This is a genomic window from Bradyrhizobium sp. 170 (assembly GCF_023101085.1).
Taxonomy (GTDB): domain Bacteria; phylum Pseudomonadota; class Alphaproteobacteria; order Rhizobiales; family Xanthobacteraceae; genus Bradyrhizobium.
The window spans coordinates 3043617-3064224 of record NZ_CP064703.1 but is presented as its reverse complement, the minus strand read 5'-3'; the positions used below and the strand labels follow the sequence as shown (position 1 = coordinate 3064224).

The 20608-nt window shown below is 62.3% G+C and carries 20 protein-coding genes; 5 read left to right on the top strand and 15 right to left on the bottom strand.

What is annotated here, in order from left to right; genetic code table 11:
• Window positions 1-3 precede the first annotated feature (3 nt).
• Window positions 4-330 carry a helix-turn-helix transcriptional regulator gene (locus IVB05_RS14310; protein WP_247784989.1) on the bottom strand — a complete coding sequence of 109 codons (327 nt, stop codon included), beginning with the start codon at window positions 328-330 and terminating at the stop codon, window positions 4-6.
• Between the two features lie 184 nt (window positions 331-514).
• Between IVB05_RS14310 and IVB05_RS14305 the strand changes: the two genes are divergently transcribed.
• Window positions 515-1261: a class I SAM-dependent methyltransferase gene (locus IVB05_RS14305; protein WP_247784988.1), complete on the top strand. Its 747-nt coding sequence runs from the start codon at window positions 515-517 to the stop codon at window positions 1259-1261.
• Window positions 1262-1291: 30 nt separating this feature from the next.
• On the opposite strand, the gene IVB05_RS14300 is transcribed toward IVB05_RS14305, so the two are convergent.
• The 9 genes from IVB05_RS14300 to IVB05_RS14260 form a co-directional block, all read right to left on the bottom strand.
• Window positions 1292-1795, bottom strand: coding sequence for an SRPBCC family protein (locus IVB05_RS14300; RefSeq protein ID WP_247784987.1), 504 nt, complete (start codon window positions 1793-1795; stop codon window positions 1292-1294).
• A complete protein-coding gene (locus tag IVB05_RS14295) occupies window positions 1770-2135 on the bottom strand; it encodes a metalloregulator ArsR/SmtB family transcription factor (RefSeq protein ID WP_247786695.1) in 366 nt (121 codons plus the stop codon). The genes IVB05_RS14300 and IVB05_RS14295 overlap by 26 nt, the downstream gene beginning before the upstream one ends.
• A gap of 349 nt (window positions 2136-2484) precedes the next feature.
• Window positions 2485-3822, bottom strand: a complete 1338-nt coding sequence (locus IVB05_RS14290) for an IS701 family transposase (protein WP_247781157.1) — start codon at window positions 3820-3822, stop codon at window positions 2485-2487.
• Window positions 3823-3919: 97 nt separating this feature from the next.
• Entirely contained in the window at window positions 3920-5110 is a 1191-nt protein-coding gene (gene uxuA / locus IVB05_RS14285; RefSeq protein ID WP_247786694.1) for a mannonate dehydratase, read from the bottom strand.
• Window positions 5111-5141: 31 nt separating this feature from the next.
• A complete protein-coding gene (locus tag IVB05_RS14280; RefSeq protein ID WP_247784986.1) occupies window positions 5142-6188 on the bottom strand; it encodes an L-idonate 5-dehydrogenase in 1047 nt (348 codons plus the stop codon).
• Window positions 6185-7591, bottom strand: a complete 1407-nt coding sequence (locus IVB05_RS14275) for a TRAP transporter large permease (protein WP_247784985.1) — start codon at window positions 7589-7591, stop codon at window positions 6185-6187. The genes IVB05_RS14280 and IVB05_RS14275 overlap by 4 nt, the downstream gene beginning before the upstream one ends.
• A gap of 4 nt (window positions 7592-7595) precedes the next feature.
• On the bottom strand, window positions 7596-8174 hold the full coding sequence (locus tag IVB05_RS14270; RefSeq protein WP_247784984.1) for a TRAP transporter small permease: 579 nt from the start codon (window positions 8172-8174) through the stop codon (window positions 7596-7598).
• A gap of 84 nt (window positions 8175-8258) precedes the next feature.
• The gene (locus tag IVB05_RS14265) at window positions 8259-9236 is read right to left on the bottom strand and encodes a sialic acid TRAP transporter substrate-binding protein SiaP (RefSeq protein ID WP_247784983.1); all 978 of its coding nucleotides are present in this window, start codon (window positions 9234-9236) and stop codon (window positions 8259-8261) included.
• 81 nt (window positions 9237-9317) lie between these two features.
• Window positions 9318-10055: a FadR/GntR family transcriptional regulator gene (locus tag IVB05_RS14260; RefSeq protein WP_247784982.1), complete on the bottom strand. Its 738-nt coding sequence runs from the start codon at window positions 10053-10055 to the stop codon at window positions 9318-9320.
• A 122-nt stretch (window positions 10056-10177) separates the two neighbouring features.
• On the opposite strand from IVB05_RS14260, the gene IVB05_RS14255 reads away from it, so the two are divergent.
• Window positions 10178-11698, top strand: coding sequence for a mannitol dehydrogenase family protein (locus IVB05_RS14255; RefSeq protein WP_247784981.1), 1521 nt, complete (start codon window positions 10178-10180; stop codon window positions 11696-11698).
• 69 nt (window positions 11699-11767) lie between these two features.
• On the opposite strand, the gene IVB05_RS14250 is transcribed toward IVB05_RS14255, so the two are convergent.
• Complete coding sequence (locus tag IVB05_RS14250) at window positions 11768-12598, bottom strand: alpha/beta hydrolase (RefSeq protein WP_247784980.1); 831 nt, start codon at window positions 12596-12598, stop codon at window positions 11768-11770.
• A gap of 162 nt (window positions 12599-12760) precedes the next feature.
• On the opposite strand from IVB05_RS14250, the gene kynU reads away from it, so the two are divergent.
• The gene (gene kynU / locus IVB05_RS14245) at window positions 12761-13954 is read left to right on the top strand and encodes a kynureninase (protein WP_247784979.1); all 1194 of its coding nucleotides are present in this window, start codon (window positions 12761-12763) and stop codon (window positions 13952-13954) included.
• Entirely contained in the window at window positions 13951-14790 is an 840-nt protein-coding gene (kynA, locus tag IVB05_RS14240) for a tryptophan 2,3-dioxygenase (RefSeq protein ID WP_247784978.1), read from the top strand. Before kynU ends, kynA begins: the two co-directional genes overlap by 4 nt.
• 22 nt (window positions 14791-14812) lie before the next feature.
• Here kynA and IVB05_RS14235 read toward each other — a convergent pair whose 3' ends face one another.
• The 4 genes from IVB05_RS14235 to IVB05_RS14220 form a co-directional block, all read right to left on the bottom strand.
• Window positions 14813-15172 (bottom strand): RidA family protein, encoded by a 360-nt coding sequence (locus tag IVB05_RS14235; RefSeq protein ID WP_247786693.1) that lies wholly within the window; start codon window positions 15170-15172, stop codon window positions 14813-14815.
• Window positions 15173-15302: 130 nt separating this feature from the next.
• On the bottom strand, window positions 15303-17003 hold the full coding sequence (locus tag IVB05_RS14230) for a benzoate-CoA ligase family protein (protein WP_247784977.1): 1701 nt from the start codon (window positions 17001-17003) through the stop codon (window positions 15303-15305).
• 174 nt (window positions 17004-17177) lie between these two features.
• On the bottom strand, window positions 17178-18668 hold the full coding sequence (locus IVB05_RS14225) for an FAD-dependent oxidoreductase (RefSeq protein WP_247784976.1): 1491 nt from the start codon (window positions 18666-18668) through the stop codon (window positions 17178-17180).
• An 83-nt stretch (window positions 18669-18751) separates the two neighbouring features.
• The gene (locus IVB05_RS14220; protein WP_247784975.1) at window positions 18752-19201 is read right to left on the bottom strand and encodes a cupin domain-containing protein; all 450 of its coding nucleotides are present in this window, start codon (window positions 19199-19201) and stop codon (window positions 18752-18754) included.
• Window positions 19202-19593: 392 nt separating this feature from the next.
• Between IVB05_RS14220 and IVB05_RS14215 the strand changes: the two genes are divergently transcribed.
• A complete protein-coding gene (locus tag IVB05_RS14215) occupies window positions 19594-20607 on the top strand; it encodes an AraC family transcriptional regulator (protein WP_247786692.1) in 1014 nt (337 codons plus the stop codon).
• Window position 20608: the final 1 nt, after the last annotated feature.

Below are 20608 nucleotides of genomic sequence, written 5' to 3'. Positions count from 1 at the left end.
ACGCTATCGAACCCGCTCCAGCACCCTCTTCGGCTGGCGGGCGGTCTTGCTCTTTGACTTGAGATTTGACTTGGGATTTGTGAGATGTTCGCGCAGCCGCACCCCTCGCCCGCCGGTCGCGCTCGCGGCGCCCGGATTGATCAACTCGATCCCGGCGCTCTCGAGCGCGGAAACCAGTTTCATCAGGGAATCGACGTTGGCGCGGATCACACCGTCGCTGGCTTCCATGCGCTGGATGGTCGGCACCGAAAGATCGGCCAGCTCGGCCATTTGCCGCTGATCGATGCTCAGAAGCGCGCGCGCGGCCCTGAGTTGATTGGCGGTAATCATGGGGACAGTTCTCCCGGTTCGGCAGTGGATATATTTATCCCATCTAAATTACCGTCTCAAGCATCAACTTAGAGGTTCAGTATATCAAACGGGAGGTTCGCACGGGTCTATGCCCGATTGGCATTCGATTCACGACATGATAAACGATGTTTCAAACATCCTATTTAATGCATGGTGACGTCAAGTGCGGTTGCTGGGGCGCTATCGGGGCAGGAACGGCGCAATCGAAATCGTCGAATGCTCCGCGGACGGAACGCGGATCTATTTCGAGGAAGGTATCAGGCAGAGTCAGGCTACGCCCGACGGCGAGAGCGTCTTCAGCTATGTCAGGCTCATGGACGAACTCCTGCATCGCGCGACGAACATTCTCGTCCTGGGATGCGGCGGCGGAAATCTAGCCACCAGGCTGGCGCGTCTCGGAAAAAAGCTGACGATCGTCGACAACAATCCGATCAGCTTCGTGATTGCTCAGAGATATTTTGGACTGCCGGACGGATTGCCGCTGATGGTGTCCGATTTCCGCAAGTTCATTCTCGATGACGATCTGCTTTACGATGGGATCGCCATCGATGTCGGGGGTCCGGATTTTCACTTTGAAGACGAATTCGACGTCGAGACCTGCGACGCCATCCGCGCGCGGTTGACGCCCGGCGGCCGCATCGTCATGAACGTGTTGGTCGCGAACGACATCGACCCGGTACCCGATCGCATCGCCGCGCGGCTTGCCGGCGGCCGGCTGGGAACGTGGATCATCGACGAGCAGGGCGTCCAGGATCGAAATGCGATCATTGCATGCGTGCCGGAAAAGCAGTTGAACGCGCGTCCGGCGCTCGCCGAAGCGATGCAGAACAGCCTCGAGCGCTGGTCGATCCGGCGAAGCAGGTTGCGCGGTCGCGGCCTCGGCGCGATGTATTCCACCGCTGACAGGTAACCGGCCGCGCCGAGAAACGCTCGCTTCAGTTTAAGTAGCGTTGCTGCGTTCGACGTGCTGCGCCAGTTTCTCGAGGGTCTGATAACCGAACTCGACCGCGCCGAATCCGATTCCCGCGTCGCGCTGAGCCTTCGTCGGATGCAACTGCCGCAAAGTGATGACGGTCTTGCCGTCGCTCTGCTCATCGAACGTGATGGTGGTGCGGAATATGCCAGGATCGTTGTCTTTGTCGGCGCCATGATCGATCTCGATCAGGTGCGGCCTCTCGATGCGCCGGAATTGCATCCGGTTCGTATATCGCTTGCCGTCGGGAGCGATCATATCGAACCGCCATTCGCCGTTGACGCGAATATCCATTGACTTTGTCTCGACCCTAAAACCGGCCGGACCAAACCATTGGGGGAGATGTTGCGGATCAGCCCAGGCGGAGAAAACCAACTCCCGTGGCGCGTTGATCACGCGCGAGAGGACGATCTCTCGATCGAGCGCCCAAGTGGACAGGGGCGTTTCATTTTGACTTGCGTTTGCGGGCATTGGACTTTTCCTCTTTCTTCAGTTTCTCAACGTACATTTCCAGTCGATCCAGTCGTTGCTCCCAGATCTCCCTTTGGGCCGCCAACCAAACCTCGACGGTTGCGAGAGCTTCCGTCTGCAATGAGCACATCCTGACGCGACCGGTCTTCTCGGACGCAACGAGGCCGCTGCTCTCTAGAATGCGGATGTGTTTCATCAGGCTCGGCAGCGCCATTTCGAACGGCTTCGCCAGCTCTCCGACGGATGCCTCGCCATCACATAGTCGCATGACGATCGCACGACGGGTCGCGTCGGACAGGGCCCCGAAAACGTGGTCGAGTTGCATTGATTGGTTAGCCATAAAGCTAACTATAGCGGAGGCACAAACGTGTGTCAATAACAGTTAGCCATACGGCTAACTAATAGATAGTGAGCACAGCGTCGTCGATCGAGTTCGCCAATTCATGAAGAGAGAGTGCGTCGCTGCGGAAGCGTCAGTCGCGATCGAACCGAAGATGGAACTTGAAGATATCTCCACGTCCGTTGTTGGGCTCAAATTTTCGATCGAATTTTCGGCCGCAAGTGGTACATCGCGTCATTGCGCGGCGACGCAGCAATTCAGTCGCTTTCGGAGCGAAGCGGACATGGGCAAGGCTTCTGCAGAACCGAATTTATGAGTTCACAGCCTAGCACTACTTTGGCAGATTTATTCACGCCGCTGCTTTTCGCCGATTTGTCTTCTGCAGTACGGGCATCGCTGAGGTCGTGGTTGAACGATGAGATCGACGATGGCCTGGCGTACGGCCGGCAGGCTCGGCTGAGGCGGTGGACCATTGATTCTTTTTTTTCCGCCCCGCTTGTGCGAGACGCCGATGCTGGAGGAATGCGTAAGCGATCATGGTCATGAGCGCGTGACGATGGAGGCCTTGCCAGGATCTTCCCTCGAAGTGATCAAGCCCGAGTTCCTCTTTCAACTGCTGATGGGCCTGTTCGCAAATCCATCGGGCTTTGATCGTGGCAGCTAACGTGCGCAGATTCGTCTTGGCCGGCAGATTGGCGAGATAATATTTCTTCTCTCCCGACGTCCTGTGTTCGCCGATGAGCCAGGCTTCGTCCCCCGGAAGATGCTGCTGGCCCATGTCCTTGATCCGCTGAGGTGGCCCATCGGCGGTTCGCACGCGAACAGCGGCGAAGCGAGCTTCCAGCCGGCCCTTGGTACCGTTTCGCCAACTCACATTTTGCCACTTGGCATTGGCCAGCATATCTTCGGCCGCCCTCGATAGGATATCCGGAATGTGCCGCTTGCGGGGACGGCCCCGACCGGCAACCGGCCAGATCAGTTTAACCTCGACCGGATACACCTTCAGGTGACGAGGGATACCGACGGCCCAGGCCAGGCCGCGTGTCGTGAGCCCCTGACGGAACGGCGCGCTGAGGCCGTAACCGGCATCCGCCAGCACACAGCCGAAGCGCATACCGGCTGCCATCACGCGATCGATCTCCGCCAAGGCGATCTCTGGCTTGGTCCGCGCTGCGCGGTGCTCGACTGGAACGCCCGCACGCTTCAAACGCACCGGGTTGCTCGTCCAACTCTCTGGAATGAAGAGACGTAATGCCACCATTACCGGCACTTCACCCCGCGCAAGCGTCAGCGACACCAATGTTTGGCAATTGGCCGTCTTGCCGAGAGACGAGGCATATTGCGGAGCGACACCAACCGAACGATCGCCCTTCTTCGGCATCGCTGTGTCGTCGATGACCAGCACCGCATCTTTGCCGCCGACGAGGCGATCGGCCTGAACGAGCAATTCTGACTCCAATGGCGCCGCATCCCAGACGCCATCAGCGATGAAATGGTGCAACTGATCATAGTCGTTCGGTGCCAGCCGCGCCGCCATCGGCTGGACGCTCTTGCGATCACCCGGTCCAATCAGTCCCGAAACATACAGCGGACACATCCGCCGCCGTGCCTTGTGACCTAAACGATCCAGGAATGGCTTGAGCCAGCGTCCAAGCTCGTCTTCCCACTTCGACCTCGTGTCCACCATGGTCGGCCCTCCAAAAGCCGACCACCCATGAATCATTGAAAATCTGATTCGGGAATCCAATTGCGCCGATCAATCGCAAAAATCTGCCAAAGTAGTGCTAGCCGGCGTGTTCGACGGCGCGGATGGCGCCGCGCAATTCAGCTAGCCCGCGCAGCCGACCGATTGCGGTATAGCCGGGATTGGTGCGCTTGGTTTCCGCGAGATCGTCGAGCATGCGATGGCCGTGATCGGGCCGGAACACAATCTGATCGTTCGATGAACGCTTGCGGTTCTCGGTGAGCAACGCCTTGAGCACCGCGATCATGTCGACGTCACCGTCGAGATGATCGGACTCGAAAAACGACAGGCCGTCGCCTTCCCGCTTGGTCGCGCGCAGGTGCGCAAAGCCGATCCTTGGCGCGAAGCGCTTGGCAATCGCGGGCAGATCGTTCTCGGCGCGCACGCCGAGCGAGCCGGTGCAGAAGCAGATGCCGTTGGCTTTTGAGGGCACGGCATCGAACAGCGCCTGGTAATCCTCCGCCGAGGACGCAATGCGCGGCAGGCCGAACAGCGGCCGCGGCGGATCGTCCGGATGCAGCGTCAGCGTCACCCCAAGCTGCTCGGCGACCGGCGTCACGCGCGCGAGGAATTCGCTGAGGTGCTGGCGCAGCACCGCGGAATCGATGCCGCGATATTGCTGCAGGCGGTCGCGGAATTGCGGGATCGTCAGCGGATCGGTCGTGGAGCCCGGCAGCGCGCTGGCGATATTGGTGACGAGGACATCGATATCGGCCTGCGTCATCCCTGAATAGACCTCCTTGGCGCGACGCCGCGCGGCCTCGGAGTATTCGGCCAGCGCTTCCGGACGCTGCAGGATATGCAGATCGAACGCCGCGAACCGTTCCTGGTCGAAGCGCATCGCCTTGGCGCCGTTCGGCAGTTCCCATTCGAGATCGGTGCGGCACCAGTCCACGACGGGCATGAAGTTGTAGCAGATGATCTTGATGCCGGCGGCAGCCACCGCCTCGAGGCTCGCGATCCAGGCCTCGATCGAGCGAGTCGCGCCGCCGCCGAGCCGCTTGACGTCATCGGGGATCGGAATCGATTCCACCACCGACCAGGTCAGCGGCGAACGGCCGGGCTGGCCGTTCTCGATCAGGCTCTTGCGCTCCTCGACCGCGGCGCGCGTCCACGCTTCGCCGATCGGCACCTGGTGCAGCGCCGTCACCACGTCCGTCGCGCCGGCCTGACGGATATCGTCGAGCGAGACGGGATCATTGGGCCCGTACCACCGCCATCCCTGCAGCATCATGGGCGATCTCCTGAAGTCTGGATTGCAATCAAGCTGTCAGCACGACCTTGACGCTCTGCGAGCGGTCGAGCGCCAGCCGCACCGCGTCGGGCGCGACCGAAAGCGGGCGTTGGGCCGTCACCAGCGAAAGCACGTCGACGCTGCCGTCGGCGATCAGTTCGACCGCGGTGAAGAATTCCGCCCCGAAGCGGAACGAGCCGCGCAGGTCGATCTCCTTGGCCATGACAGCATTCGCCGGCACCGGGATCTGCCCGCCCGGCAGATTGCCGACCTGGACCACGACGCCGCCGCGCCTGACGGTGCCGATGGCGCTGGCCAGGCCCGCTGCCGTTCCCGAGACTTCGAACGCCACGTCGAACGGAGACGCTGCGGCTTGCGCCTTCAGCGCCTCCTCGCCGCCGGAGATATCGACGACATGGTTGGCGCCAAGCCTCGTGGCAAATGCCAGCGGCGCCGCGGCAATTTCGACGACGGTCGTCTCCGCGATCCCTGCGCGCTGCGCCGCCAGCATGGTCAGCAAGCCGATGGGACCGGCACCGAACAGCACCGCGCGCTTGCCGGTGATGTCACCGGCGCGGGCGACCGCATGCAGGCACACCGCCAGCGGCTCGGCCAGCGCCGCCGCCTGATACGTCACATGATCGGGAATCTTCACGCATTGCGCCGGGACGGCGTCGAAGTAGGACGCAAAGCCGCCCTGCATATGCGGAGTCTTCGAGGCCGAGCCCATGAAAAAGATGTTCTCGCAGAGATTGGGCCGGTTCTCGCGGCACGGCTTGCAATGGGCGCACCAGCGCGACGGATTGAGGGCGACGCGATCGCCGACCTTCACGTCTGACGCAGAGCTTCCGATCTCGACCACCTCGCCCGCGATCTCGTGGCCGAGCACCAGCGGCGAGGTCACGACGAAATCGCCGGTGCGGGCATGGCGGTAGTAATGCATGTCGGAGCCGCAGATGCCGCCGGCGCCGAAACGAATCCGCACCATGCCTGACGCCAACGGATCGAGCGGCCGCTCGACCATGCGCAGATCTTCCGGGCCGAACAGCGTTGCGGCCAAAACCATCGATGTCATTTTGAGAGTCCCATATACTTCGGTAGCCAGAGCGTCAGCTCCGGGATGTAGGTGATGGCGATGAGCGCCAACAGCAGCGGCACCAGCCACGGCAGGATCGCCATCGTCGTGCGCTCGACGGAAAGCTTCGCCACGCGCGCGAGCACGAACAGCACCATGCCGAGTGGCGGGTGAAGGAGCCCAATCATCAGGTTCAGCGTCATGATCAGGCCGAAATGAATGGGGTCGATGCCCAGTTTCAGAACGATCGGCAGCAGGATCGGCACCAGGATGGTGATGGCGGCGATGGTGTCGATGAAGCAGCCGACGAACAGGATCAGGATGTTGGCAAGCAGCAGGAACACCCATTTGTTCTGGGTGATCCCGAGCATGGCGTCGGTCAGGGTCTGCGCGGCCTGCGACACCGTCAGCAGCCACGCAAAGATCGAGGCCGCGGTGACGATGAACAGCACCGATGCCGTGGTCTCGATGGTGTCGAACGTCGCTTTGGCTACGGTCTGCAGCGTCATCGAGCGATAACGCACGAGCCCGAGGAACAGCGACCAGATCACGGCTGCGACCGCGGCTTCGGTCGGCGTGAACCAGCCGAGCGTCATGCCGCCGATCAGGATGACAGGCGCCATCAGCGCCATCACGGCGGAGAAATCGAAATACCAGTCCAGCGCCAGCAACGCGATGAGGCCGATGCCAACCGCCAGGTTCACCGAGAGACCGGCTACGACCAGCAGCCAGACCACCAGCGGAAATGCGAGAACGATGAAGATCTCGAGAGCGGCTGAGCCGATTTGCGGCCAGGAGAACGGCGTATCGCTGCCCCAGCCGTTCTTGTGGGCGAAATAGGCCACCGTCGCCATCATGGCCAAGGTCATGACCACGCCGGGGATCACGCCGCCGAGGAACAGCGCACCGATCGAGACGTTCGCCATCATGCCGTAGATCACGAACGGCAGCGACGGCGGAATGATCGGGCCGAGCGTCGCGGACGCCGCGGTGACGCCAACGGCAAACTCGGTCGAGTAGCCGTGATCCTTCATCGCCTTGATCTCGATGGTGCCGAGGCCTGCGGCGTCCGCGATCGCGGTGCCGGACATGCCGGAAAAGATCACCGAGCCCACGATATTGACGTGGCCGAGACCGCCGCGCATCCACCCCACCAGCGCGACCGCGAACTTGTAGATGCGCCCCGTCACGCCCGCGATGTTCATGAGATTGCCGGCCAGGATGAAGAACGGCACGGCCAGCAGCGGAAAGCTCTCGACGCCCGCGATCATGCGCTGCGCCAGCGTCACGTCGGGCGTGATGCCGGTGACGAGAATATACACCAGCGACGACACCGCCATCGCCAGCGCGACCGGCAGGCCAACCAGCATCAGCAGCAGAAATCCCCCAAGCAGCAGCAGCATCGCCCTACCCTTCCGTTCCGTCGAAGGCGCCCGGGCGCTCCAGAATCGAGTAGCCCCGCCGCCAGTTCTCGACCGCGATCTGGATCGAGCGCGCAAACATCAGCGCGAAGCCGAGCAGCACGGCGTAGTACACAAAACCTTTTTGAAACTTGATCGTGGTCATCCGCTCATCGCCGATGATCTGGATGAATTGCCAGACCAGTTTGATGGCGTATCCGAAGAACGCGATACGGATCACGTCGATGACCGTCGAAAGCGCGCGCGCCGGCAAATGCGGCAGATAGCGGAAGACCAGATCGACCTGGATATGCCGCGACAGCCGAACGCACATTGCCGAGCCGATGAAGACCACGCCGATCAGGCAGTAGGTCGCGATCTCCTCGGTCCAGGCATAACTGTCGTTGAGCACATAGCGTGTGAAGAACTGCAGAAAGACGGACAGCGCCATGATCCAGAAGATCACGAGCGCCAGCCAGTCCTCGGGCGCATATCCCCTGAGGTCGGCGCCCTTGGGGACCTCGTCCTCGAACGTATGGGCGATCTCATCCGCCGTGATCTGCTTGTGCACTTCAACCGTCGACATGCGCCCTCCCCGAACTGGCGTTTGAAAGCTCCCGCCGTGCCTGCCGTGAATTCACGGCAAGCACGAACGAAAGACTTAGGCCGTTTACTTCACCGCCTGGATGCGTTCCCAGTCGGCCTTGCGGTAGTCGAAGCTCTCGAAGCTGACGGTCTTGAGCACGGTGTCGCGGAATTCGTCCTTGTTGACCTCGGTCACCGTCAGGCCCTTCTGCTTGAAGAAATCGACCAGCTTGGCTTCGTTGGTCTTGATCTCGGCAGTCGCCTTCGCCGCCGCTTCCTGCGCGACGTCGGTGAAGATCTTGCGGTCTTCCTCAGACAGCTTTTTCCAGAGCGCGCCGGAGACCACGGTGTTGAGATGATCGACGATGTGGCCGGTCAGCACGATGTGCTTCTGCACCTCATAGAACTTCTTGGCCTCGATGGTGGTGAGCGGATTTTCCTGGGCTTCAACGGTGCCGTTCTGCAGCGCGAGATAGACCTCGGCAAAGGCGATCGGCGCGGTGTTGGCGCCGCAGGCGCGCGGCATCGCGAGATAGGCCGGCACGTCAGGCACGCGAATCTTGAGGCCCTTCATGTCGGCGCAGGTCTTGATCGGCTTGTTCGACGAGGTGTGACGCACGCCGTAGTAAGTCACTGCCACGATGCGATGGCCGGTCTTGTCCTCGTAGCCCTTCGTAAGCTCCTTGAAGACGTCGCTCTTGGTATAGGCCAGGAGATGGTCGGCGTCGCGGAAGGTGTAGGGATAGTAGGTCACGCCGATCGGCGGGAAGCTCTTGGCCGCGAAGCTCGAGCCCGAAATGATCATGTCGACCGAGCCCAGCGAAAGCCCCTGGTTGATGTCGGTTTCCTTGCCGAGCTGCGAGGCCGGATAGACGTCGATCTGGTAACGCCCATTGGTGCGCTTGCCGATTTCGCCGGCGGCCCAGACGGAAGCGGTGTGGAACGGCTCCGAGGTTTCGTAAACGTGCGCCCATTTCAGCTTGGTCTGCGCCATGCCGGAAGTGGTCGCGGCCAACAACGCAGCAGCAGACGCCGCGAATGCAATCGTCAATTTCTTCAACACGTGAATTCCTCCCTTGCTACAATTTTACTTTTGTTACCCAACCGGCCCGGCGTTTCGCCGAACCGTTCGAATTCTCGTCGCTCAGCCGCTCCTTGCGCGGACACGGGAGGCGGACGACGCCTCCGTCCCGAAATTTTGCGCAAAGCGAGCCTGCGAACGCGCCAGGTGTTCGCGCATCGTCACGCGGGCCGTGTCCGGATCATGTGTGGCGATGGCATCGCGGATCGCACGGTGCTCGGCCAGCGCCGCGCCCCAGGATTGCGGATTCTCGAAGTAGTGCGCGAGCTTGGCGAAGTAGGGATTGAGCCGCTGGTCGAACAACTCGCCGACCACACGGACCAGCACGGCGTTGTCGAGACATCCGGCTACAGCGACATGAAACGCGCGGTCATGGATCATCGAGGCTTCGCCGGGATGCTGCACGGTGGCCATCGCCTCCAGCGAAGCGTCGATGCGCGCGATGTCCTCAGGTGTCGCCACCCGCGCGGCCTGTTCGGCGATGGCGCCTTCGAGGAATTCGCGCGCGCGCAGCAGCTCGAACGGGCCCTCGATCTCGGCGGCCGCCGGCAAGGGCTGTGCAAGCGCCGCCGGTTCGCTGACATAAATTCCAGAGCCGACGCGGATCCGAACCCGGCCCTCAACTTCCAGGGCGATCAGCGCCTCGCGCACCGTCGGCCGCGATACCTTCAATTGTTCGGCAAGATCGCGTTCGGTCGGAAGACGGCTGCCCACGCGGTATTCGCCGCTGTCGATCAAGGCGCGGAGCTGATCGGCAACCTGGCGATATAGACGTCGCGCTTCCACGGCTTCGAGCGGCACGCTCGGCTCTCCCTGACGATCCCCTTACGTGATCGATTTTTCTTGCTTTGATCGGGCCAAGGCCAATAAATCGGGAATATTGGCCTTACCAATTGACCAAAGATTGATAGATCGAGCCTCCCATGTCAAGCGAGACGGCGAAAAACCCGCCTTCCGGCCCGAAAAATGGCGATTTGCGCCTGTCCGACGCCAACCTCGACGGGCTTCCCGGCCATGTCAGGCGCCCGGCCTATGACCGCTCGCACGTCACACCGGGCATCGTTCATCTCGGAATTGGCGCGTTCCACCGGGCACACCAGGCAGCGGTGATCGACGACCTCCTTGCAAGTGGCGCCACGGATTGGGGAATCGTCGGGGCCAGCCTGCGCAGTTCGGAAACGCGCGATGCCCTCGCCCCGCAGGACTGCCTCTACACCCTCGCCGTCCGCTCCGGCGCAGGCACCGACCACCGCATCATCGGCTCGGTTCTCGCATGCGAAGTCGCCAACGAGAAACCCGCCCCGTTGATCGCGCGCCTCACTGACCCGGCCACGCGCATCGTCTCGCTGACGGTCACCGAGAAGGGCTACTGTCACACGCCGCAAACCGGCGATCTCGACGAGCATCATCCCGACATCGTTCATGACCTGCAGAATCCGGGCACCCCGCGCTCGGCCATCGGATTCCTGGTGGCTGCGCTGGCGCGCCGGCGGATTGCAGGCGCAGCCCCCTTCACCGTTCTGTCGTGCGACAATCTCTCCGCCAACGGCCATACCGTCGGCCGCATCGTGACGCAGTTCGCCGCCTTGCGATCGCGCAACCTCGCCAAATGGATCGAAGCCGAGGTCGCCTTCCCTTCGACCATGGTGGACCGGATCGTGCCGGAGACCACCGAGCTCGACCGGGCCGAGGTTTCCTCCGCGCTCGGCATGACCGACGCGTGGCCGGTGGTGACGGAGCCATTCACGCAATGGATCGTTGAAGATCGCTTTCCGGCAGGACGGCCGGATTTCGCGGCCGCAGGCGTGCAAATGGTCTCGGATGTGACGCCGTTCGAGCATATGAAACTGCGGCTGCTCAACGCCAGCCACTCGGCGCTGGCCTATCTCGGCTATCTCGCCGGCCATGAGACCATCGCTTCCACCATGACCGACCATCGCTTTGCGACGCTTGCCCAGCAGGTGATGCACGACGCGGCGCCGACGCTGGCGATGCCTGAAGGCACCGATATTGCGGCCTACAGCGCATCGCTCCTGCAGCGCTTTTCCAATGCCGCTCTGCATCACCGTACCTGGCAGATCGCGATGGATGGCTCGCAGAAACTGCCGCAGCGGCTGCTCGCCACCATGCAGGATCGGTTGCGGCTGGGCCTCTCGATTGACACGCATGCGCTCGCGGTAGCGGGCTGGATGCGTTACGTCACCGCAAAGGACGAACAGGGACGCGCCATCGACGTGCGCGATCCGCTAGCCAGGGAACTGGCCGATATCGCCGAGCGCGCCGGCCCCTACGCGGAGCGACTTGCTCCCGCGCTGCTGGAGGTGCACTCGATTTTCGGCAACCTCGGCAGCGATCCTCGCATGCGCAGCGCCGTCACCGAGGCGCTCTTAAAACTCTATGCCCTGGGTGCACGACAGACGGTGCAGACGTTTCAGCCAGCATGATTGGCAGGTCAGAGCCATTTGGTGGCAAGGCCACACCGCGACCGCCGTTCATTTCGGAAATTCAGCAGGCTACGGAGACAACAACGTCCTGGTGAGTTGGTGATCGGGATCGGCGAGCCCGTCGATGACATCGAAATGATGCCGGCCGGGTTCTTCGATCATGCAGGTTTTCGCGCCGAGCCCGGTCCAGATGTTGGCGAGGAGCGCGTTCTGGCGGACGAATTCCGGGCGCTCGGCGCTGCCCACCCAGCATGTCACGCGTGCATTCGGCATCGGCTCCAGCAATGCGGGGCTTTCCACGAGCGCCTCGGCCTCGTCGATCCGAAGGTCCGTATTCATGGCGGCCTTCATCAGCGGACGAAGGTCATGAACGCCGGAAATGGAGACGGTGTGGCGGATGCGCGCCCGGACATCGTCCGGGAGCGGCGACGTCGCCGAAATCATGCGTGTCACCAGATGCCCGCCGGCGGAATGGCCGGTCAGAAAAAGCGGGCCTTCGACCATCGCGGCGGCGCGCTCGACGGCCGCGGCAATTTCGCGCGTGATCTCGGAGATGCGCACAGTCGGGCACAGCGTGTAAGAGGGCATCGCCACCGCATAGCCGCTTTCAACCGATCCGCGCGCGAGATGCGACCAAAAGCTCTTGTCAAGCGCCTTCCAGAATCCGCCATGGACGAAGACGACCAGGCCCTTTGGCCGGCCTTCCGGTCCAAAGAGATCGAAGCGGTTTCGTGCGCGCTCGCCATAGCTGATATCGAGCGTCGCGCGGCCGCTGCCTTGAAGTGCATCGCGATAGGCCTGCGCGGGTTGCACCCACGCCGCCGGCCAGCGTTCGCCGCCTGGAATGTTCGGAGCATTCGCATAGGCGTCGTTCCAGTCGTAAATCTGATGAAAAATCACGCGGTTCGGTTTCCATTCCATCCTGTGGGCCCGGGCGGATGTCCATCGATATCCGCCGGCAACAAGTCTATACCGGGAAGCGCTTCTCGCCCATAAATTTTAAGCTTGAAATAATTGATATCCGCGCGAATAATTCCGCCGGGGCGCGCACCAGGGAAAGACATGACCGATTTCACGCGAACAAAATCCCGGTTCGCCATCCCGGATGGCATGATCTATCTGGACGGCAATTCGCTCGGTCCCCTGCCCGTTGCAGCCGCCGATCGCGTCGGCCGCATGATATCGGAGGAATGGGGCAAGCACCTCATCAAGGGCTGGAACGTCGCCGGGTGGATGACGCAGCCGCGCCGTGTCGGGAACCGCATCGGCCGGTTGATCGGCGCTGCCGACGGCACGGTGGTCGTGGGCGATACGCTGTCCATCAAAGTCTACCAGGCGCTGGCCTCCGCGCTCGAACTCAATCCGTCGCGGCGCGTGATCCTGTCGGACACCGGCAACTTTCCTTCCGATCTCTACATCGCCAACGGTCTGCTTGAATCGCTCGACCGTGGCTACGAGTTGAAGGTCGTGGCTCCCGAAGACGTCGAAGCCGCCATCGACGAAACGATCGCGGTGCTGATGCTGACCGAAGTCGACTATCGCACTGGCCGGCTGCACGACATGCGCGCACTGACGCGCAGGGCGCATGCCGCCGGCGCGTTGACGGTCTGGGATCTGGCGCATTCCGCGGGCGCGATTCCGGTCGACCTGTCAGGCACCGAAGCCGATTTCGCAGTCGGCTGCACCTACAAATATCTCAATGCCGGTCCTGGCGCGCCGGCCTTCATCTATGTAGCGCCGAAGCACGCCGATACGGCGCGGCCGGCGCTCTCCGGTTGGATGGGTCATCACGCGCCCTTTGCCTTTGACCTCGACTATCGGGCCGGGCCGGGCATTGAGCGAATGCGGGTCGGTACGCCCCCGATCATTGCGATGGCCGCGCTCGATGCCGCCCTCGACGTCTGGGACGGCGTCAGCATGACCGACGTGCGCCGTGCATCGATCGCGCTCGCCGACCTGTTCATCCGCGAAGTCGAAGGACGTTGTTCCGAACTGACGCTGGCTTCGCCGCGGGACGGAAAGCAGCGCGGCAGCCAGGTTTCGTTTCGTCACCCGGATGGCTACGCGATCATGCAGGCGCTGATCGCGCGCGACGTGATAGGCGACTTCCGCGCGCCGGACATGATGCGCTTCGGCTTTACGCCGCTCTACATCGGAGAAGCCGAGGTTCGCGCGGCAGTCGAAATCATCGCCGACGTCTTGACCAATCGCCGCTGGGATACCGCGGATTACCGCAAAAAGGCGCTCGTAACATGACTGGCAAGCCCGGCGACTCCTCGCGTGAGGGAGCCCAGATGTCGTTCGAAGGGCGCATGTCCTACAGCGATTATCTGCATCTGGAACGCGTTCTGGACGCGCAAGAGCCGCTCTCGGACGCGCATGACGAACTGCTATTCATCATCCAGCACCAGACTTCCGAACTCTGGATGAAGCTGGCCATCCACGAACTCCGTTCCGCCATCAAGGCGATCCGCCACGACCAGTTGCAGCCCGCCTTCAAGATGCTTTCGCGCATCGCGCGGATCTTCGAGCAGCTCAATACCGCCTGGGACGTGTTGCGGACGATGACACCCAGCGAATACACCGAGTTTCGCGATCAGCTCGGGCAGTCCTCGGGTTTCCAGTCGTACCAGTACCGCGCGATCGAGTTCCTCGCCGGCAATCGCAATTTGGCGCTGCTTGGCCCGCACGCCCACCGCGCCGACATCATGGCAAAGCTCGAGGAAATTCTCGCTGAGCCGGGCCTCTATGACGAGGCGCTGCTGCTGCTGGCACGCAATGGTTTTGACATCGGCGAAGACGCACGCCGAACCGACTGGCGCGTCACGCGTACGCCAAACGACGAGGTTCTGGAGGTCTGGAAGACCGTCTATGCGTCGCCGGCGAAACACTGGATGCTCTACGAGCTTGCGGAAAAGCTGGTCGATTTCGAAGACTATTTCCGCCGCTGGCGCTTCAACCACGTCACGACGGTCGAGCGCATCATCGGCCTGAAGCGCGGAACCGGCGGCACGTCGGGCGTCTCCTACTTGCGCAAGATGCTCGAGGTCGAACTTTTTCCGGAGCTCTGGAAGCTGAGAACAGAGCTCTAAGACGACACCCGACAAGCAGGTTTCAGCGCGGCACCACCGCCGTCGCCTCGATCTCGACGAGCGCTGCCTTCTCGACCAGGCGCACCACCTGCACCAGCGCCATCGCCGGATAATGCGCGCCAAAAATCTCGCGGTAAACGCGGCCGAGCTCTTTCAGGCTCGCGAGATATTCCTCGATGTCGACGACATACCAGGTCAGGCGCACGAGATGCTGAGGTCCAGCGCCGCCCTCGGCAAGAATTTCGGAAATGTTGGCGAGCGTCTGACGCACCTGCGCGACGAAGTCCGGCGCTAGATGCCCTTGCGTATCCCAGCCGATCACGCCGCCGGTCACCACAAGGCGGCCATCGGCGGCCATGCCGTTGGCATAGCCTTTCGGCATCGGCCAGCCGCTCGGCTGCAGCACTTGCGGGCCAAACGGTGGGGTGTCAGTCTTGGGATGAGGCACCACCGTCAAAGTGGGGCCTTTAGGCGCGGTCACCGGCTGTTCTCCTTCGTCCAATTCAAAGCATTCACTCCGCGGCGACATCAGGCGATGACGCGGCTCCGGCCACGGCCATCTGCCGGAGCGCAAAGCGCCTCAGCTTGCCGGTCTCGGTCTTCGGCAGTTGCGCGACATATTCGATCGCACGCGGATATTTGTACGGCGCAATCGTCTGCTTGACATGATCCTGCAACGCCTGCGTCAGCGCGGCGTCGCCCATGGTGCCACCCGCCAGAACCACATAGGCCTTGACGATCATGCCGCGCGCCTCATCGGGCGCGCCGACCACGCCGCATTCGGCGACGGCCGGATGCGACAGCAACGCCGTTTCGACTTCGGGACCCGCGATGTTGTAGCCGGAAGAAACGATCATGTCGTCTGAACGGGCCACAAAGGATAGCCGTCCATTCGCATCGCTAACAAACGAATCGCCCGTCAGATTCCAGCCGTCGCGCACATAGTTCGATTGCCTTTTGTCGGCGAGATAGCGGCATCCGGTCGGCCCGCGCACCGCAAGCTTGCCAACGGTACCCGCCGGCAATTCGTTCATGTCGTCGTCGACGATCTTCGCCTCATAGCCGGAAACCGGCCGCCCTGTCGTCCCGGCGACGGCGTTACCGACACGGTTGGTGATGAAGATGTGCAGCAGCTCCGTCGAGCCGATGCCGTCGAGGATGGTCTTGCCGGTCTTGCGGGTCCAGTTTTCGAACACCGGCGCCGGCAAGGTTTCGCCGGCGGAGACCGCAATCCGCAGCGACGACAGATCGGCGCCCTGGTCCATCGCAGCCATCATCGCGCGATACGCCGTCGGCGAGGTGAAGCAGATCGTCGCCTTGTAGGTCTCGATGATCTTGACCATCTCGGGCGGCGCCGCGTTTTCCAACAGCGTCGCGGTCGCGCCGAACCGCAGGGGGAAGATGGCAAGACCGCCGAGCCCGAACGTAAAGGCCAGCGGCGGCGAGCCGACGAAAACATCGTCCTCGGTCACATTGAGCACTTCTTTGGCATAACCGTCCGCAACGATCATGAGGTCACGATGGAAATGCATCGTCGCCTTGGGTTCGCCCGTGGTGCCCGAGGTGAACCCAAGCAGGGCAACGTCGTCGCGTCCCGTTTTCACGGCGTCGAACTTCACCGGCTTGTTCAGCGCCACCCGGTCGAGCTCGGCGTCATGGTTGGACGTGCCGTCGAAGTTCACCACCTGCTTGAGAAAGCGGCTGGTCTTCGCGCATGCGACCAGTTCATCGGCGATGCGGCTGTCGGTCAGCGCCAGCGCAATCTCGGCCTTGTCGACGATCTTGCTCAGTTCGCCGGCGCGCAGCATCGGCATGGTGTTGACGACGACGGCGCCTGCCTTTGTGGCCGCAAGCCAGGCCGCGACCAGCGCCGGGTTATTGCCGGAACGGATCAGGACGCGGTTGCCGGGCTTGACGCCGTAATTCTCTACCAGCGCATGCGCGAGGCGGTTGGACCAGTCCGCCAGCTCCTTGTAGGTGCGCTGGCGGCCGTTGCCGATCAGCGCGATCCGATCACCCCAGCCGTTTTCAACGATACGGTCGGTCAGTTCGACCGCGGCGTTCAGATATTCCGGATATTGAAACTCGGGCCGATCGAGCAGCAGGTCCGGCCATTGCTCGGAAGGTGGCAAGTTTCGCCGCGAAAAATCGTCGATATGGCCCGACGGGCCAAGAGACCGACCAGGGGTGTGGCTGGGAGTTATACCTGACATTTTCATCTCCCCTCGCTTCCATCCATGAAAGGCTCGAGATCAATATCGAGGACGCCCGGCAACGCCGTCTCGCAAATCATTTTAGGCTTAAAACAATTTTTCGCAAGGGTAGAATCACGGGTTGAATCACGCCTCCCCGCTCCAGCCTGACGGCGGCAGCGCCATGGGAACCCGTCAGGCGGCGCGATAGGCCGGCGCCGAGGCCAGGAAGCGGCCATAGGCCGCGGCATCGGGCGGGGTAAATTTCTCCACCAGCGGATTGGCCCGGCGTCCGGACACGCCGATATCCGACATCAACTCGTCAAAATGCTTGAAGTGATACGGCGCGACGCACAGCCCGCCATAAACGCCGGCCGCCGGGCGCTCGACGCGCCTGAAATGCAGCATCATCTCGATGTTGTCCCGCATCTCCTGAGGCGTGGGCTGACGGGCGAGCTGGCCATCGGCATAGCGCACCAGCCAGTTCGCGGCGAGGTCAGCACACAACACCGTGCAGAAGCTCGAATTGAAACCGACGAATCCCATCTCGGGCAGGTCTGGATTGGCGATCAGCCGATAGAGACGGTACTGCCCGTCGGGATCGACGAGCTTTTCATGGTACGCCTGCGGCAGGAACGGCGCGCCGAGTTTGTAGCCGATCGCGAGCACGGCAACATCAGCCTGGACGCGCTGTCCGCCGGTCATCACGATTGAATTGCCCTCGTAGTGATCAAAGCTGCCTCTGATGGCCTTGATGCGGCCGTCGGCGACCATCGGAAAGAATCCCGGTGTGGCAATCGGCACCGAGCAATTGACGCCATCCTCGATCCGCTCTTTCGGCACCATGTCGCATTTGCCGAGCTTGAGCTGAACTTTCAGCAGGCTCTCCAGTCCGCGCCAGTTGGCCCAGACGAACGGCTTTGCGACCGCATGCGCGAACCGCGACATCGCGCCGATCCCCCAGCTCCGGAACATCTCCTCCTGTGCGCGGATGTAGAGAATGCGTTTGAAATTGACCAGGCCGCCGATGAAATAGGGAATCCGCCATACCGGCTCGCGGTACACCAGCGTCACTTCGGCAGCGCCGGAATTGACCGCGTTGACCGCGATATCTGTCGCCGACTTCGAACCGCCGAGCACGACGATCTTCCGCCCCTTGGCGATGACAGGATCGTTGTATTGCGAGGAGTGCAGGATGCGCCCGCCCTGCGCCTTGAATGTGTCTTCGCCGGGCAGGCTGAGCGTCTGGGGCTCGTTGAACTGCCCCGTACAAACCGCGACAAAATCGAAATCCTCATGACGGATACCGCCATCCGGCCCCCGCAGCTCGAGCCGCCAGCCCGGCTTGGAATCGGGGCGGCGATCCATCTGCACCACAGCCGTGTTGAAGCTGATGGCACCGAGGAGATCGTTGTCCTTGGCGTACTCGGCCAGATAGGCGTGGACCTGCGGCCCCTTCGGCCATTCCGGATAGGAATCCGGCATCGCCTTGTCGGTGTAACGATAGAGATCCTTCGGGCTTTGCGTTTGCACCTCGGGATAGGACCGCGCCGGCTCCCAGACGCCGCCGAGATCGCCGCTGCGTTCGATGATCGTGATATCGTGCCCGCGCGCGGCGAAGGCTTTGGCAGCGGCCAGACCGGATACGCCGGCGCCGATGATGCAAACCTGTTTTTGCCTGACCATGACAATTCTCCAGCAGGGATCGGCCCCAGAACTGAGGGCTCAACGCGTTGCGATACCGGCGTAGTTGCCCGGCGGTTGCGAAACTATTCGTTGGCTTCGGGCGGCAAAAAGTTCACCTCGTGCTGCGCCGAGATCCGGACCACCTCTTCGGGATCCGTCAGATTGTGGAGCTGGTTGAACAGCGCCTCGAGCTTTTGCATCGGCGACACCCAGAACAGCGCGCGCGCCGGCTTGTCTGACTTGTTGAAGTAGCCATGCGGAATGCCGCGCGGCAGGCGAACCAGATCTCCGGCCTTGGCCTGCACCCAGACGCCGTCGAGCTTGAGGTCGAGCACGCCTTCCTGCACCAGGATGAACTCATCCTGGGTCGGATGAATGTGCACCGGCACGAACTGGCCGGGCTCGCTGTTGGTTTCGAAGGCAAAGGTCGAATCGGTCACGGCCTTGGGGAAGTAGACCTGACCCAGGATGTTCCAGGTCTTGCCGCCGTAGCCCGTGCCGTTGGCGGTGATGCCTTTTTCGAGTGCTGCCATGTCGCCATCTCCTGTGTCGCGGTTGGTCTGGTTGCGATGTTCCGAATGGTTCGCGCAGACTCTGCCGCGGCGGGTCGGCCGTCTAGCCGGAAAACGAATCCTGTTTGCCTCAACAGAGATTTTTCGGAATGCTGCGGCGCGGAATGACCTCCCCGTCATTGCGGGGCGATGCGAAGCATCGAGCCCGGAATCCATTTCACGGCGGGCCAAGCGGAGCGATGGATTCTCTGATGTGCAAGTGCACATCATAATTCGCGCTGCGCGCGCCCCGGAATGACGGACAGATCGCTTTGCCTTTCGATCAGGCACCAACGGCCATCAAATCGCCTTCCCAACCACGGCGCCCGCAGATATTATAGGCTTCAAATAATGCGAAGGGCCGGGCCGTGGCGATAGGTACCAGCATTGTCCGGCACGACCCCGCCGCCCGGCTGGCGGCGTTCAACCGCGTTTCGACCGATAGCGTCGACGATGCCGCCGACGCGGTCGGGCGGATATTCTGCCCGCACCGACTTGCGCCCGAGCACAGGACATCAGCCGACTTTTTTGCGCTGCATAACAGCGCGGTCTTTGGCGGCTTCTCTGTGAACTACGTCGCCTATGGCGGATCGGTGTTGATCGACCCCGGCTGTCTCGAGCGTTTCTTCCTGCTGCAAATTCCCGTACGCGGTTCGGCGCGGGTCCAAACGGCGGCGCGCGACATCGCAGCCACTCCCGGCGCCAGCGCTTCGCTATTGTCGCCGACGATTCCCACACGAATGACCTGGCAGGGTAATTGCGCCCAGCTCATTCTGCTGGTCGATCGCCGTGTGCTGGAGCAACGGGCCGCAGCGCTGTCGGGCCGGCCGGTGAGCGCAGTCGAGTTCGAACCCGCGGTCGATCTCTCCTCGAGAGGCGGCCAAGCGCTTCAGTCGCAGATTCTGGAGTTTGTCGATCTCGCCGAACGCCTCGGACCGCAACGGCCGCTTTCGCCGATGGCCGCGGCCAATATGCGCGAGACGCTGTTGGGTGCCTTGCTCCACGGCCAGCACCACAGCGCCAGCGAAGCGATCGAGCGATTTGGCGGCCGGGCCGAAGCGCTGCCGCAGCCGCTGCGGCGGGCGCGCGAGTTTCTGTATGCGCATGCGGCCGAGCCGCTCGACCTTACGCAACTGGCCGACACCGCGGGCACGGGTATCCGTGCGCTGCAACTCGGCTTCCAGCGGCATTTCGGAACGTCGATCTCGGAGATGCTGCGCGACATCCGACTCGCGCATCTCAATGTCAGATTGGCCGCCGCCTCCCCTGACGAAAGCATCACCGATATCGCCTTCGAGCTCGGATTTACCCATCTCAGCCGAATGGCGAGCGCCTATCGCGCCAAATTCGGCGAGAAGCCGTCAGCGACCCTGCGCGGGATGAACTAGC

Bases quoted from the DNA above. Each gene is read 5' to 3' on its own strand.
- IVB05_RS14270 (WP_247784984.1), bottom strand. From the start codon at position 8,174: ATGTCGACGGTTGAAGTGCACAAGCAGATCACGGCGGATGAGATCGCC.
- kynA (WP_247784978.1), top strand. From the start codon at position 13,951: ATGACTGGCAAGCCCGGCGACTCCTCGCGTGAGGGAGCCCAGATGTCG.
- IVB05_RS14290 (WP_247781157.1), bottom strand. From the start codon at position 3,822: ATGGTGGACACGAGGTCGAAGTGGGAAGACGAGCTTGGACGCTGGCTC.
- kynU (WP_247784979.1), top strand. From the start codon at position 12,761: ATGACCGATTTCACGCGAACAAAATCCCGGTTCGCCATCCCGGATGGC.
- IVB05_RS14235 (WP_247786693.1), bottom strand. From the start codon at position 15,172: ATGCCGAAAGGCTATGCCAACGGCATGGCCGCCGATGGCCGCCTTGTG.
- IVB05_RS14255 (WP_247784981.1), top strand. From the start codon at position 10,178: ATGTCAAGCGAGACGGCGAAAAACCCGCCTTCCGGCCCGAAAAATGGC.
- IVB05_RS14295 (WP_247786695.1), bottom strand. From the start codon at position 2,135: ATGGCTAACCAATCAATGCAACTCGACCACGTTTTCGGGGCCCTGTCC.
- IVB05_RS14220 (WP_247784975.1), bottom strand. From the start codon at position 19,201: ATGGCAGCACTCGAAAAAGGCATCACCGCCAACGGCACGGGCTACGGC.
- IVB05_RS14280 (WP_247784986.1), bottom strand. From the start codon at position 6,188: ATGACATCGATGGTTTTGGCCGCAACGCTGTTCGGCCCGGAAGATCTG.
- IVB05_RS14300 (WP_247784987.1), bottom strand. From the start codon at position 1,795: ATGCCCGCAAACGCAAGTCAAAATGAAACGCCCCTGTCCACTTGGGCG.
- IVB05_RS14275 (WP_247784985.1), bottom strand. From the start codon at position 7,591: ATGCTGCTGCTGCTTGGGGGATTTCTGCTGCTGATGCTGGTTGGCCTG.
- IVB05_RS14225 (WP_247784976.1), bottom strand. From the start codon at position 18,668: ATGGTCAGGCAAAAACAGGTTTGCATCATCGGCGCCGGCGTATCCGGT.
- uxuA (WP_247786694.1), bottom strand. From the start codon at position 5,110: ATGCTGCAGGGATGGCGGTGGTACGGGCCCAATGATCCCGTCTCGCTC.
- IVB05_RS14230 (WP_247784977.1), bottom strand. From the start codon at position 17,003: ATGTCAGGTATAACTCCCAGCCACACCCCTGGTCGGTCTCTTGGCCCG.
- IVB05_RS14310 (WP_247784989.1), bottom strand. From the start codon at position 330: ATGATTACCGCCAATCAACTCAGGGCCGCGCGCGCGCTTCTGAGCATC.